At 61.4% G+C, this 14,815-nt stretch carries 9 protein-coding genes; 6 read left to right on the top strand and 3 right to left on the bottom strand.

Annotated elements, in window-relative coordinates:
• Window positions 1-17: 17 nt before the first annotated feature.
• The 3 genes from JL39_RS28865 to JL39_RS28855 form a co-directional block, all read right to left on the bottom strand.
• Window positions 18-821, bottom strand: coding sequence for a TIGR02186 family protein (locus JL39_RS28865; protein ID WP_037158950.1), 804 nt, complete (start codon window positions 819-821; stop codon window positions 18-20).
• Complete coding sequence (locus tag JL39_RS28860; protein ID WP_037159984.1) at window positions 821-1,747, bottom strand: sulfite exporter TauE/SafE family protein; 927 nt, start codon at window positions 1,745-1,747, stop codon at window positions 821-823. Before JL39_RS28860 ends, JL39_RS28865 begins: the two co-directional genes overlap by 1 nt.
• A 253-nt stretch (window positions 1,748-2,000) precedes the next feature.
• Window positions 2,001-5,870, bottom strand: coding sequence for an SEL1-like repeat protein (locus tag JL39_RS28855; RefSeq protein WP_037158947.1), 3,870 nt, complete (start codon window positions 5,868-5,870; stop codon window positions 2,001-2,003).
• 492 nt (window positions 5,871-6,362) lie between these two features.
• Between JL39_RS28855 and JL39_RS28850 the strand changes: the two genes are divergently transcribed.
• From JL39_RS28850 to JL39_RS28825, 6 genes are all read left to right on the top strand, one after another.
• Window positions 6,363-8,156, top strand: a complete 1,794-nt coding sequence (locus JL39_RS28850; protein WP_037158945.1) for an acyl-CoA dehydrogenase C-terminal domain-containing protein — start codon at window positions 6,363-6,365, stop codon at window positions 8,154-8,156.
• A 254-nt stretch (window positions 8,157-8,410) separates the two neighbouring features.
• Window positions 8,411-9,619 carry an acetyl-CoA C-acetyltransferase gene (locus JL39_RS28845; protein ID WP_037158942.1) on the top strand — a complete coding sequence of 403 codons (1,209 nt, stop codon included), beginning with the start codon at window positions 8,411-8,413 and terminating at the stop codon, window positions 9,617-9,619.
• Between the two features lie 134 nt (window positions 9,620-9,753).
• On the top strand, window positions 9,754-11,970 hold the full coding sequence (locus JL39_RS28840; protein ID WP_037159981.1) for a 3-hydroxyacyl-CoA dehydrogenase NAD-binding domain-containing protein: 2,217 nt from the start codon (window positions 9,754-9,756) through the stop codon (window positions 11,968-11,970).
• A gap of 153 nt (window positions 11,971-12,123) precedes the next feature.
• The gene (locus JL39_RS28835) at window positions 12,124-12,630 is read left to right on the top strand and encodes a hypothetical protein (RefSeq protein WP_152601301.1); all 507 of its coding nucleotides are present in this window, start codon (window positions 12,124-12,126) and stop codon (window positions 12,628-12,630) included.
• Window positions 12,630-14,129, top strand: a complete 1,500-nt coding sequence (locus tag JL39_RS28830; RefSeq protein ID WP_037158934.1) for a hypothetical protein — start codon at window positions 12,630-12,632, stop codon at window positions 14,127-14,129. The genes JL39_RS28835 and JL39_RS28830 overlap by 1 nt, the downstream gene beginning before the upstream one ends.
• Before the next feature lie 41 nt (window positions 14,130-14,170).
• Window positions 14,171-14,782 carry an SOS response-associated peptidase gene (locus JL39_RS28825; protein ID WP_037158930.1) on the top strand — a complete coding sequence of 204 codons (612 nt, stop codon included), beginning with the start codon at window positions 14,171-14,173 and terminating at the stop codon, window positions 14,780-14,782.
• Window positions 14,783-14,815: the final 33 nt, after the last annotated feature.

Genomic DNA, 14,815 nt, shown 5'->3' with positions numbered 1-14,815 from the left:
TACTCGGTTTCCGGTGATCAATCCTTGCGGAAGATCAGGCTGGCCCCCCAGCCGGTGATGACCGCGATCAGCACGCAGAAGAAACCGTAAGCGATCGGTCGTTCATGTGCCGCATCGGTAATCGCCTGCTCGATGCCGGTCTTGACGACCCGAAGCGGCAGCTCCCGCTGCACGATGAGCTGGCCGCTCTTGAAGAGATAGGCGCGCACCATGTGTATGCCGTCCGGAATGTTGGCGGGCAATCTCAGCGAGGCACGGAACAGGCTGGTGGAGACGAAGCGCACGCCGTCCGTGTCGCGCTGATAAAGCCCGTTCGACAGCTTGAGGCGCCGGTAAGCCTCGCGGAATTCGCCGATCAGGCCGGAATTCGGAATGTAGCCGACCGGATTGAGCGCCAGGTGATCGATGCCGACGCCGATATTGTTGAGGCTTGTGGGCTGGTCGATGTTGTCGATCTGGCGGGTGCTGGCCAGCGAATAGCTTTCCGGCACCTGTTCGAAGGTCATCGACTGTGTGTTCATCCAGATGCCGAGGACCCGCTCCTTCTTGCGAACCGTCGCATAATCCTTCGGGCCTTCGAGCGTGACGACCACGTCGTATTGCCCGATCGCCAAGAACAGCTCGTCGGCGTTGTTGAGCGCCCCGAAGATCGTCAGATCGGCACCGCGGAAATCCGAGGTGATGGCGATTTCACTGGTCGAGGCGCCGATTTCCAGCCCCTCCTTCACCGTCGATGCCTGCCCGAGCGGCACCTGCGCCAGGGCCGGCTGGCAAAGGCCGAGGAGAAAAGCGAGGAAGGCGGTGTAGAGGAGCAGGCGCATCAGTAGGACAGGCCTCCCACCGCAACGGAATAGATGTCGTCGGGCGTCACCACGAGCCCGATCGCGAGGCGGATGCCGACCGCAAGCACGAGGAGCGCCAGGAGTGCGCGGAGCTGCTCGCCGCGCAGCTTCTGCCCGACGCGTACCCCGTATTGCGCGCCGATGACGCCGGCCACCATCAGGATCGTTGCCAGCACGATATCGACGGAATAGTTCGTCGCCGCCTGCACCATGGTCGTATAGGCGGTCACGAAGATGATCTGGAAGAGCGAGGTCCCGACAACGACATTCGTCGGGATGCGCAGGAGATAGATCATCGCAGGCACCATGATGAAGCCGCCGCCGACACCCATGATCGAGGTGAGCACGCCGATGGCGAAGCCGAGCGCCACGACAGGAATGGCGGAGAGGTAGATCTTCGATTTCTTGAACCGCATCTTCAGCGGCAGCCGGTGCACCCAGATGTGTTGTCCCGGGCGCTTCAGCGCCACCGGCTGGTTCTGTTTCGCACGGCGCATGGCGCGCAGGCTTTCCTGCAGCATGAGGGCGCCGATGGTGCTGAGCAGCACGACGTAGAGGATCGAGATGAGGAGGTCGAGTTGTCCGAGACGGCGCAGCCAGGAGAAGATCCATATGCCGACCGAGGCGCCCGCCAGACCGCCGACCAGCAGCACGGTGCCGAGTTTCATATCCAGCGTGCCACGCCGGAAATGGGTGATCGCGCCGGAAATCGAGGAGGCGACGACCTGGTTGGCGCCGGTCGCCACCGCCACGACCGGAGGGATGTTGTAGAAGATCAGCAGAGGCGTGATGAGGAAGCCGCCGCCCACCCCGAACATGCCGGACAGGAAGCCGACGGCCGCACCCATGCCGAGAATGATGAAGATGTTCACCGAAAGCTCTGCGATCGGCAGGTAGACAGTCACGATCGAACCCCGAAAAAGGCAAAAAGCGACACCGTCGCGGGCGGTTCGCGATGTCTCTGATCCGCCCACTGCGGTGATGGGAAATGATTCTCACATGCCGCCTGAACAGGGCATGAAGGGTTATACCGTCATGCGCCCGGGCATCTGCCGAGTCAAATCGCAAGTGTCAGATAAAGCGACGATTTTACCCTTTTTGTGACGGCGTGATTAATATGCCGCTTCTCCCTAATATCGGTCGGGTAAGTCGCCTTACTTACTTGTTGCGGGCGAGCAGTTCTTTCACCAGCGCATCGTTGATCTTGCCGGTCGGCTCCTGGCCGACGGAAGTCTGGAAGGCCTTGATCGCGCCGACCGTCTTGGCGCCCATCCTGCCGTCCGGCTGGCCGGCGTCGAAACCGTTCCTGTTGAGGATCGCCTGGATGTTGCGGATCGCCTTTTCCATGTCGACGGAGGCCGTGGTCAGCGGCTTGCCCGAAGCCCATTCGTCCGGCAGGTTAATGGAATTGGCCTTCGGGTCGAGCGGCCTCACTTTCCAGAGATCCACCTTGGCGCGGGCGCTTTCGAGCTGTTCCTTGCGCATGGCGTTCGCCACTTCGTCCCGTTTCTGCGCAGCGTCCTTGTCGCCGCTCTTGGCCGCGATCGCAAACCACTTGTAGGACTCCTCCAGATCCTGCTTCACCCCATTGCCGCGGGCATAGAGGATCGCAAGGTTGAACTGGCTGTCGGCAACGCCGAAATCGGCGGCCTTTCCGAACCATTCGACGGCGGCGGTGTAATCCGGCTGGCCGGCGGCGCCCGAAGCGTAGAGCACGGCGAGATTGTGCATGGCGCTCGCATTGCCCGCTTCGGCGGCCTGTTTATAGTAGGTCATGGCCTTGCTGAGGTCACGCGTGATGCCTGAACCCTTCTCGAAGAGGTTGGCGAGCCGGTATTGCGCCGGGGGCAAGCCGCGATCGGCGGCAAGCTTGTACCAGTTTGCGGCTTCCGACAGGTCCGGTGCCACACCGCGCCCCTCGGTGAAGCGGGCGCCGATCTCGAAAAGCGCGTTTGGATCGCCGGCCGCGGCAGCATCGGCGAGCGATTTTGGCTCGATGCCGGCCGGAACGGTGATCTGGGCAGGGGCATCCACCTGCTGCGCGGGCACGAAATCGTCCTGAGCCTGGGCGGCGCTTCCGGCCGGCTCCATGGCGGAAATCTCGCCGGCGCCCGGTGTCGGATCGGTCAGGTGATCGCCGGGGCTGATCTGTCTCGGCGGCTCTGCGGGCGGAGCAGCCTGCGTGCCTGCCACGTCCGCATTGCTGTCGACCCCGTCGGTCGCGGCCTGGTTGTCGATTGCCGGAGTTTCGCGCTCGCCGGTCTCACCGGCCGGGGGGGCGGCAGGCTCGGCCGGTGCTTCGATCGCGGCAGGGGGCACAGACGGAGCCTTGTCGCCACTGATGAGCGTCTTGGCAAGCGGCATGGCCATCAGAGCCAGAAGCACGGCGCCGACGGCCATCAGGATCGGCCGGCGATGGCTCGAGAGCATGGCGCCGAGGCCCTTGCCGGTGGCGGCGGCTTTCCGCATGCCCCTCGCCGACGAGGTGGTCTGCGACGGATCGGTTTCCTGGGCGGCCGCCTTGGCGGCACGGCGTGCGGCTGCGATATAGTCCGCTTTCGTCGCTCCCGCTGTCCGGTCGCTATCGAATTCGCCGGCCGCCTGGCTGGCACGGACGCGTTCCAGGATCTTCTTTACATCGGGCGCACCGGAACCGGGCTCCAGAAGGTCGTTCTCATGGTCGGGCGGCAGGACGTCGGACGGGTCGATCGACGGCGCCGGCTCCACGATTGTGCGGCCGGCGGTCGTGTCTCCCTTGCCGCCCGGCAGGAAGCGGCGCGACAGCTCGGTGAGAAGGCTGGGTTTGGCGACCTTCGCCCTGGAAAGGGCCTGGGTGTCGGCAGGGGCTGCCGAAAACAGTTCGCCGGTATCCTGCATGGCATTGGCCGGCTCGTTGCGGGTGCCGAACGTCGCGACCGGTGCTTCCAGGGCAGCGCTCTCCTCATGCATTGCCTCTTCAAGCGAAGAGGCGGAAAGCTGCGCGGCAACCGGCATGGCAGGGGCCGGACGATGCAACTCTTGCCGCTCCGGCTCGCTGTAGTGGCGCTCGATATGGGCGGAGGCGGTGATCCGCCCCTCCATTCCGTCGAGACGATCGGCGATCTTCACCAGCGTGCCGTGCAAGGCCTCGAAGGTCTGGTGCGTCCGTTCTTCGGAACTGCGCGTCAGGTCTTCGAGATGACGGAGATCGTCGGCAAGCGCGGAAAGTACCGCCATGTCGGCAGCGGCGACCGGAGTGCCGGCGGCTGTGTCGCGGGAATAGGCCTCGACCACTGCTTCAGCCGCCTGGCGGGCGGCCTCGATGATGTATTCGTCATTGGTCGCCATATAGTTCTCGATCGCCGTCATGCGGCTTTCGAATTCGGCGGGAAGCGCGCTGGCCGCTGGCTGCGGCTGGCTGATCAGGGTCGAAAGATGCGCGATCTGGTCTTCCAGGTTGCGCAATGCGCTTTCGTCGCTGCGCGGTGCTGCCGCTGCCTCGTCCAGGCGGGTGGCGATATCGCCCAGGCGGTCCTCGATGCGGCCGAAGGCGTTCTGGTCGATGACCGGCTGGATCGGCGGCTGGAAATCCATCTCGTCGATCCGCCGGGCAAGATAGTCGAGGCGCTCGGCGAGCAGGTCATTGACCGCACCATGTTCAAGCCCGTCGATCTTGCGGGAAATGTCGGCGAGATGGTCGGAGAGGTCGGATTGCGGAACAGGCTTCTGAGCCTGTTCGAGGATGAGCGAGAGCTGTTCCAGTCGCTCTTCCAGGCGCATGGCTGCCTGTTCGTCGGTCAGCTCCTCGATACGGCCTGTCAGGGCTTCGATGCGGGCCGATAGCGCCTCTGTCGGATCGATTTGTCGATGGGCTGCCTGGCTCATGGCGTCGATCTGGTCGGCAAGCACGCCGATCCGGCCTTCCAGCCTTTGCAGGAACGACTGGTCGAGCGAGGCCGAGGCGGCGGCGCGGCTGCCGGCGGCGATCGCCCGGCTGATTTCATCCAGCCGGTGGTCGAGGGTCGCAAACTGCTCGGCGATCGCTGCGTCGTTCGGCTGCATGCGAGAACCGAGCTGTTCCATGGCGCTGGCGACGGCGATCAGCTTCTGTTCGAGCGCCCGGATGACGGGGCTGTCGCTCATCTCGCCGAGCTGGCTCTTGATCTCGTCGATGCGGTAGGCGAGCGAGACGAGTTCCTCGCGCAGCGCCGCCGAATCGAGGTCACCCATCCGTTCTGCCAGGCCCTGCCACCGGCTTTCCATGCGCTGCACGGAATCTTCCCGCGCAAGGCCGTCCATGGCGGTGCGCAATTCCTCGAAGTCGGCGCGCAGGCCGGCCGCTTCCGGCGTCGATTGATGGCCGAGCTGGTCGATGCCTTCGGCGAGGCGGGCAAGATCGCTGCGCAGGTCGTCGGTGAAGCGCTGGTCCTCGGCAATCGACTTGATCGAACGGATTTCCGCGCGCAGCGCGTTCATTTCTCTCGCCACACCTTCGGAAATGTCCTGCTTCAGCTCCTGGCGCAGGTTTACCAGCGCCATGGCTATGTCCTGCACACCGCCGTCGGGCTGCGGAGGCTGAGGTGCCTGCACCACCGGACGGCGAAGGTCTTCGCGGTGCGGCGGAGCCGTGCGGCGGGCTTCTGCATAACGGGGCATTTCAAGGTGAGACGGGGCCGGGCGTTCCTCCGGCCTCAAGGCTTCCGGCGGGCGCACGTCGTTGCGGCGGGCTTCCCCGTAACGCGGCTCTCCGCGACGCATCTCGGATATGCGCGAAGGTTCGGTTCGCGTGCTGCGGTCGCGGTCGGAGTCCAGCACGCGTTGGCGCTCCCGAATCTCGGCAAGCGGATCGCTGGAGAAATCGGTGACGCGATGAGCGCCTGCCGCCGGCACGGCGCGGCGTTCGTGACGCTGATCGCTCGGACGAGCTTCGCGGCTGGCGCCCGACATCAGTCCCTCGATCCGCGCCTCGAGACCTTCGATGGTGCGGTTCAGCGCATCCAGGGAAGAGCGGTCGCCATGACGGTAAGGGGTCGATCGTGATCCGTTCATTTGCTCGCTCGTTTCGACGTTGGTCCGGTAGGCTCTCGTCCAAGGCCAGGTTGAGAGAGCCTGCTTCTCCCGCAAAATCGGCCGTTTATTGGGATACCCCTACACAAGACTTGCCATTTCCGGCGGGCGCGGCATTTCTGAAGTAAATGCTCTGCGTCGCTCCAGGCCCCACTATTTCCCGAAACGTGGTAAACAAGTCGTTAACCGGAGTGAAAATTTTAACCTTTTCCGGCAGGTTCGGGCTCTTATGTGGCATGACGTTCGATTGGCGAGCGCAGTCTTCCCGCTTGTCTTGAGCCTGGATCTGTTCCGCGTGTTGATGCGTCGGCTTGAACGGGGAAGAAGAGGCGGCCGGTGGATGGAAAATTTCGTTTCCAGCACATTTGACGTTTACGCAAACGTCAATTATTCATGGGAGCAGGATACGGATCTTGCCGCGGAGCCGAAGGCGCCGGAGCGAGGATTCAGACGAGGATAGGAGGAAGCTCGACCATGCCAGTGTACAAGGCGCCGGTAAACGACACGCTTTTCATCTTGAACGATGTGCTGGGGCTGGAACGCTACGGCAACCTGCCGGGCTTTGCCGATGCTTCGCCGGACATGCTGGAAGCAATCGTCGGAGAGGCCGCCAAGGTCGCGGAAGACGTGCTTTTTCCGCTCAATCTCTCCGGAGATCAGGAGGGCTGTACCCGCCACGACGATGGCACCGTTTCCGTGCCCGGGGGCTTCAAGGAAGCCTATGACCAGTATTGCCAGTCCGGCTGGATCGGCCTTGCCGTACCGCCGGAATTCGGCGGACAGGGACTTCCCTACACGCTGCATGCCGCGGTCGGCGAATACATGTCGTCGGCCAACATGTCGCTGATGATGTATCCGGGCCTGACCCAGGGCGCCATCGCCGCGATCCTCGTGCACGGTTCCGATGAGCAGAAGCAGACTTATCTGCCGAAGATGGTGGAAGGTACCTGGTCCGGCACCATGAACCTGACCGAGCCCCATTGCGGCACCGATCTTGGCCTGCTGCGCACCAGGGCGGTGCCTCAAGGTGATGGCACTTACAAGATCTCCGGTCAGAAAATCTTCATCTCCGCCGGCGAGCACGGCATGACCGACAATATCGTGCATCTGGTGCTTGCCCGCATCGAGGGTGCGCCGGAGGGCACCAAGGGCATTTCGCTCTTCATCGTGCCGAAATTCCTGGTCAAGGGGGACGGTTCTCTTGGTGATCGCAACGGGGTTGCCTGCGGCGCGATCGAGCACAAGATGGGCATTCACGGCAATGCCACCTGCGTCATGAACTACGACGATGCGGTGGGCTACCTGATCGGCGCGGAAAACAAGGGCCTCGCCGCCATGTTCGTGATGATGAACGAGGCGCGCCTCGGTGTCGGCCTGCAGGGGTTGGCGGTCGCCGAGACGGCCTACCAGAACGCTGTCGCCTATGCCAACGAGCGTCTTCAGGGCCGCTCGCTCTCAGGCCCGAAGAACCCCGCCGGCAAGGCCGACCCGATCATCGTGCATGCCGATATCCGCCGTTCGCTGATGACCATCCGCGCCTTCAACGAGGCCGGCCGCGCCTTCCTATTGTGGACCGCGCTGAAATCCGACATCGCTCACCGCTCGGAAGATGAGAAGGAACGCCAGAACGCCGACGACCTGCTCGGCCTCGCGACCCCCATCCTCAAGGGCGTCCTGACCGACAAGGGCTTCGAACACGCCGTCATGGCCCAGCAGGTCTTCGGCGGCCACGGCTATATCGAAGAGCACGGCATGAGCCAGTATGTGCGCGATGCCCGCATCACCATGATCTATGAGGGGGCCAACGGCATCCAGGCGCTCGATCTGGTCGGCCGCAAGCTGGCGCTGAACGGCGGCCGCGCCGCCATGGCGATGTTCAAGGAAATCGGCGATTTCTGCGAGGAGAACCGCGCCGACGAGAACATGGTCCTGTTCACCAAGGCTCTCAAGAAGGGCCTGAACGACCTGCAGGCGGCGACCATGTGGTTCATGCAGAACGCCATGGCCAAACCTGACAATGCCGGCGCCGGCGCGACCGATTACATGCATCTTTTCGGCCTCGTGACGCTCGGCTACATGTGGGCGAAGATGGCGAAGACCGCGCAGGAAAGGCTTGCCGCCGGCGACGCCCGCGGCGACTATCTGAAGAACAAGCTGGTCACGGCGAAATTCTTCATGGAGAAAGTCATGCCGGAAACGGCGCTGCGCAAGGCCCGGATCGAGGCGGGTGCCGACAGCCTGATGGAACTGGCGGCGGAAGCGTTTTGAGGGTGCAAGGACGATCCCCTCACTTGCAATTTCTGAAACTTAGCTAACGCTAAGATTTCGAAATTGCTTTCTCTCCTGCAAGGGGAGAGATGCCGGGGAGGCATCTGCGGCGCCCTACCTCTCCCCTCTGTGGGAGAGGTTACAAAATCAAGATCTTAGCTTCAGCTAAGTCTTAGATTTTGTTGGTGAGGGGATCACTAAGGTTCAAATGAAGGCAAGTGTTTGAATACCTTGCCACCCAGGGAGATGACACCATGACCGAAGCCTTTATCTACGACCACGTGCGCACGCCGCGCGGGCGTGGCAAGAAGGATGGCAGCCTTCACGAAGTGCCCTCCGTCCGCCTCGCCGCCAAGACGCTGGAAGCACTGCGCGACCGTAACGGCCTCGACACGACTGAGGTCGACGACATCATCATGGGCTGCGTCGATCCGGTCATGGATGCCGGCGCCGTCATCCCCAAGGCCGCCGCCTTCGAGGCCGGCTACTCCTTCAGGGCGCCCGGCATGCAGATCTCCCGCTTCTGCGCCTCAGCGCTCGATGCGGTGAACCTCGCCGCCGGGAAGATCATCGCCGGTTCCGACGACATCGTGATCGCCGGCGGGGTGGAGAGCATGTCGCGCGTCGGCATGGGCATGTCCGGCGGGTCCTGGTACATGGACCCTTCCGTCAACTTCCCCGCCTATTTCATGCCGCAAGGCGTCTCGGCCGATCTGATCGCGACGAAATACGGCTTTACCCGCGACGATGTGGATGCCTATGCGGTCGAAAGCCAGAAGCGCGCCGCAAATGCCTGGAAGAGCGGCTATTTCTCCAGGTCGGTCATCCCGGTGAAGGACCAGAACGGGCTCACGATCCTCGACCGCGACGAGCACATGCGCCCGGAAACCGACATGCAGGCGTTGGCTTCCCTCAATCCCTCCTTCCAGATGCCGGGTGAGATGGGCGGTTTCGAAGCCGTCGGCATCCAGGCCCATCCGGAAGTCGAGCGCATCAATTACGTCCACCACGCCGGCAATTCGTCGGGCATCGTCGATGGCGCCGGTGCGGTCCTCCTCGGCTCCAGGGCCGGCGGCGAATCGATGGGCATCAAGCCCCGTGCCCGCATCCGCGCCTTCGCCAATATCGGCTCCGAACCGGCGCTGATGCTGACCGGCCCGGTCGATGTCACGGAAAAGCTTCTGAAGCGTTCCGGCATGCAGCTTTCCGATATCGACCTCTTCGAACTCAACGAAGCCTTCGCCGCCGTCGTGCTGCGCTACATGCAGGCTTTCGGGATCAGCCATGACCGGATCAACGTCAACGGCGGCGCGATCGCCATGGGCCATCCGCTCGGCGCCACCGGCGCGATGATATTGGGCACAGTGCTGGACGAGCTGGAACGGCGCGACCTGAACACCGCGCTCGTGACACTCTGCATCGGCGCCGGCATGGGCACGGCGACGATTATCGAACGGGTTTGAGCCGCAACAGCCCCTCCGTCATGCTCGGGCTTGTCCCGAGCATCTAACCACGGTGGTAGATCCTCGGGACAAGCCCGAGGATGACGAAGGAAGCGGAACGGCCGATAGATTTCAAGGGAAGAGGAAATCCCGCCATGAGCACCTACAACAACTTCACCGTCGAAACCGACGCCGACGGCATTGCACTCGTCACCTGGGACATGCCGGAAAAGTCGATGAACGTCTTCACCCAGGAGGTGATGGACGAGATCGAACAGATCGTCGACGCCACGGTCGCGGATAGCGCCGTCAAGGGCGTGGTCTTCACGTCCGGAAAATCGTCCTTCTCCGGCGGCGCCGATCTCACCATGATCAAGTCGATGTTCTCGATGCTCGCCGAGGAAAAGGCGAGAGACCCGCAAGCCGCCGCGCAAAAGCTCTTCGATGCCGCCGGCCGCATGTCCTGGCTGTGGCGCAAGGTCGAGACCTGCGGCAAGCCCTGGGTCTCGGCCATCAACGGCACCTGCATGGGCGGCGCCTTCGAGCTTGCGCTGTCCTGCCATGGCCGCGTCGCCGCCAGTTCGAAATCGGTCAAGCTCGCGCTGCCGGAAGTCAAGGTCGGCATCTTCCCCGGTGCGGGCGGCACCCAGCGCGTCTCCCGCCTCGCCAACACGCAGGATGCCCTGCAGATGATGACGACCGGCCAGACGCTCACCCCCCAGCGCGCCAAGGCCATGGGCCTCGTCCACCAGGTGGTCGAGCCGGGCGAGCTGATCAAAGCGGCAAAACAGATGATCAGGGACGGGCTGAAGCCCGTCGCCCCGTGGGACGAGAAGGGTTTCAAGGTGCCGGGCGGCGGCATCTGGACGCCGGCATCGGCCCAGCTCTGGCCGGCTGCCCCGGCCATCCTGCGCCGCGAGACGGCCGGCAATTATCCGGCGGCGCTGGCGATCCTCAAATGCGTCTACGAGGGCCTGCAGCTTCCCTTCGATCTGGGCCTGAAGGTCGAGCAGCGTTATTTCACCGAGATTCTGCAGACCACCGAAGCGTTTTCGATGATCCGCTCGCTTTTCGTCTCCATGCAGGAACTCGGCAAGGGCGCCCGCCGTCCGGCCGGCCAGCCGAAGACGGAGTTCAAGAAGATCGGCGTCGTCGGCGCGGGCTTCATGGGCGCCTCGATCGCCTATGTCACGGCCGCCGCCGGCATTCCCGTCACCCTGATCGACCGCGACCAGGAAGCAGCGGACAAGGGCAAGGCCGTCTCCGAAAAGCTGGTGGCGGACAGCATCGGTAAGGGAAGGATGACGAAGGAAGAGGGTGAAAAGCTCCTCTCGCTGATCACACCCACGCCGGATTATGCTGCACTTTCCGATGCTTCGCTCGTCGTCGAGGCGGTCTTCGAGGATCGCGCCGTCAAGAAGGCGGTCATCGAGCAGGTGGAAGCGGTGATACCGGAGACCACCATTTTCGCCTCCAACACCTCGACCCTGCCGATCACCGGCCTGGCGGAAAATTCGAAGCGCCCCGACCAGTTCATCGGCGTGCATTTCTTCTCGCCGGTGGAAAAGATGATGCTGACCGAGGTGATCCTCGGCGAACAGTCGGGCGACAGGGCGCTCGCCGTGGCGCTGGATTACGTCGCGGCGATCAGGAAAACGCCGATCGTCGTCAACGACACCCGCGGCTTCTATGTCAACCGCTGCGTCTTCCGTTACATCAACGAAGCCTATGACATGCTGATCGAGGGCGTGCCGGCGGCGATGATCGAGAACGCCGCGAAAATGGCCGGCATGCCGGTCGGCCCGCTATCGCTCAACGACGAGGTCGCCGTCGATCTTTCCCAGAAGATCATGAAGGCCTCGATCGCCGATCTCGGCCCCAACGCCGTCAAGCCGGAGCATATGGCGCTCATCGACCAGATGGTCGACGTCTTCGACCGTCGCGGCCGCAAGAATGCCAAGGGTTTCTACGAATACCCGGCCAAGCCCGCCAGGAAATATCTCTGGCCGGAGCTGAAGATGCTCTACCCGCAGAAAAAGGCCGAAGAGGTTGATGTCGACACCCTCAAGCAGCGCCTGCTGGTGACGATCGCGCTGGAAGCCGCCCGCACCATGGAAGAAGGCATCGTCACCGACCCGCGCGAGGCGGACGTCGGCTCCATCCTCGGCTTCGGCTTCGCCCCCTATACCGGCGGCACGCTCTCCTACATCGACGGCATGGGCGTGAAGACTTTTGTCGCGCTCTGCGAGAAGCTGGCCGCCACCTACGGCCCGCATTTCAAGCCGACGGAGCTGTTGAAGGACATGGCGGCGAAGGGCGAGACGTTTTACGGAAGGTTTGATCCGTATGGGAAGGTGAGGGAAGCGGCGTGAGCCGCCTTTTCCATTTAGATAATACGGCTCCTGTCGTACCCAAGAAGATTCGGTCAGAGGGCTGCCGCTTGGTAACTATAGCCGTCATTCCTGATACTTGCGCGAAGGGAGCGTGCGGTTATAGTTTGAACGGGGATTACATCAGGGGCAAGGGTGACCGTGGAGCGCGATTTTTTAAAAGCAGGTAATCCAAGAAAAATCGTCAATTTGTATGCAACGGTCCTGAGCTCCGATTCTCGAAACAGTATCGAGGGCGAGTTGCGGGAGCATGTTGCGGGGTTATTCTCCCTTGCCCTAACCCATTTCGCATTTGCAGAGCGCCTCCGTGCTGCGGACTGGCGCCAGCAAGTATCGCGCTATTACTATGCCTGCTACAACGCGTCTAAAGCACTACGTTTCTTCTCGGAGGGCCATTTCTCAGCAGAGGTTGCGGACCATAAAAAGATCGGTGAGCTGCCGGATGATTTCAACGATAAGGATAAATTTAAACTGAACCTGGAGAATATGCGAACAGATCGCAATACCAGCGATTATGACCACATAGCTGTGGCGGCTGACCTACTGGCTACCCCACCGGAAATCGCTACCACCACACGAGATTTTTTGACCGCCGTGAGAGACTATTGCCTCGCTAGAGGTCTCACTCTGGGAGAGGTTTAATGCTGCAGGAAAAGACACTTAGAGAGATAAAGGGCAGGTTTGAGGAACTCTCCGAACTCCGAGGGCTGCAGTCGGAGATCAAGAAGACAGTCGACGGCCCAGTCCTTGTAATTTATGTCTCCTACATCTCTGACAGGTTTTATAGCATTCTGACGAATGCAATCAAAGACATCATCGGCGATGAACAGTCGTCGGGTGCCGTGGCTGCTCTCAAGCGGCTCCCCCAATCTAACCTTGTTGACGGACCTGAAGCGCGCCTTCTTGTAAAGACGCTAAGCGAGAGCCAAAACGTCAGCAGGCATAGCTTTAGCGAAGATTTTTTTGAGAGATATACCAAGTCGGTCACTGGAGCTGAAGAACAGATCGTGTCCAAGGCGAATCACATCGTCTTCGGCCGCCGCGGAGCTGGAAAATCTATGCTCCTTTTATACGGCCTGAATAGGCTGGCGAGATCTAGCGTCGCCTCAGCATGGGTGGACATGCAGTTATACAACGGCCGAAATGACGAAGGCGTATACGCAGACGTTGTAGCCGAGATCGTAAGGATGCTACCATTCCCACCAGAGCAGAGCGCTGAGTCTGCCGACATTCTGAGACAGCTCGAAACCGACTTGCCGGTCGCACAGGTGAGGCGGCTGCTTCCTCGCATTAAGCGCGTTGTTGCGAGCATATCGACTAAGGTTCCCGTTTATCTTTACCTTGATGACTTCCATGTCATTGATAAGAAGATGCAGCCGATTTTGTTGGATCTAATATATGCATTCTCCAGGGGCAACCAAGTATACATCAAAATTTCAGCAATAGAGACGCTCACAAAGACATATGACTCTGTCGGAAAGATAGGGCTTGAGGTGCCGCAGGACGTGCAAGTTCTCCGGCTGGATCATAACCTGACTTCGCCCGATAAGGCCGCGCAACATCTGGAAGCGATCTTGGATTCTCATGCAAGATATGCGGGGCTCCCAAATATACGGCGTCTTTGCAGTAGCGCCGACGTTCTCCCCAGATTGACTTGGGTCTCCGCCGGCGTGCCGCGAGATGCGATGAACCTGTTCTCACAGGCGATCTTGCGAGCTTCATCGGAAGGCAAAAAGAGAGTGACTGTATCCAATGTCAACATGGCTTCATCTGAAACACTGACGGTGAAATTAAGAGATCTTGAAGTTGATGCCTCTGATCAGGCAGCAGAGCTGAAAGATTTACTTTACAGAATAAGAGATTTCTGTGTCGCGGAGAAAAGGAAAAATGCGTTCCTCGTAGAAATATCTGCGGGGTCTGAGCTATATGGGAATATAATTGAACTTGTTCAGATGCGTTTGCTTCATGTAATAAGTGAGGGGATAACCCCCGGTGATGCGGGCAGGAAGTTCACGGCTCTTATACTTGATTACGGACTTTACACTGGCATTCGTGCCGCTCAAAGCGTTGAGTTGTTCAACCAGAAGACTGAGAAGCCGTCCTACAAGGAGCTACGTAGCTTGCCGATATACAGAGAGTAGGTGAAGGTGGCCCTTGCCTCTCTCCGCCCTACCTTCCCCCCATGTGCAACGACTACGAACAACGCGTCACTTACGCAGAATACCGCAAGGCCATGGAGGCGATCGATCTCCGCGTCCCGCCGCATGAAACCGAACTCGCGCTGCTTCAGGCCGACGACATCCGCATCGGCGATACCGGCCCGGTGATGCGGGTGGCGGAGGGCGAGGCGGTCGAGCTTTTCCCGATGACCTTCGGTTTTCCGCCGCCGGAGGCCAAAGGGGGAAAGAGAAAGGGCGGGCCGGTCTTCAATTTCCGTTCCGAGGGCCGCAGCTTTGCGGAAAGCCGCCGCTGCCTCATCCCGGCCTCCGCCTTCTTCGAATTCACCGGCACGAAGTATCCGAAGGCGAAGCACCGCTTCACGCTGAACGACGCGTCGTTCATGGCCATCGCCGGCCTCTGGAGGGAGGGGCAGGGCAACCAGCCGCCCGCCTTCACCATGCTGACCACCACGCCGGGTCCGGATGTGGCACCCATCCACAACCGGCAGATCGTGGTGCTGCGGCCGGAAAACTGGCGCCACTGGCTGCATCTGACGAAGCCGGAAAGCGAACTGTTGCGGCCGTTGCCTGAAGGTTCGCTTGCGGTGGAGCAGGTGCGCAGCGGCAGCGATTGAGGGTATCCTTCATCATTCCCGTTTTTCCAATAA

The organism is Rhizobium sp. YS-1r, from assembly GCF_000757525.1.
Classification (GTDB): Bacteria; Pseudomonadota; Alphaproteobacteria; order Rhizobiales; family Rhizobiaceae; genus Neorhizobium; species Neorhizobium petrolearium.
This window is presented reverse-complemented; position numbering and strand designations above follow the sequence as displayed.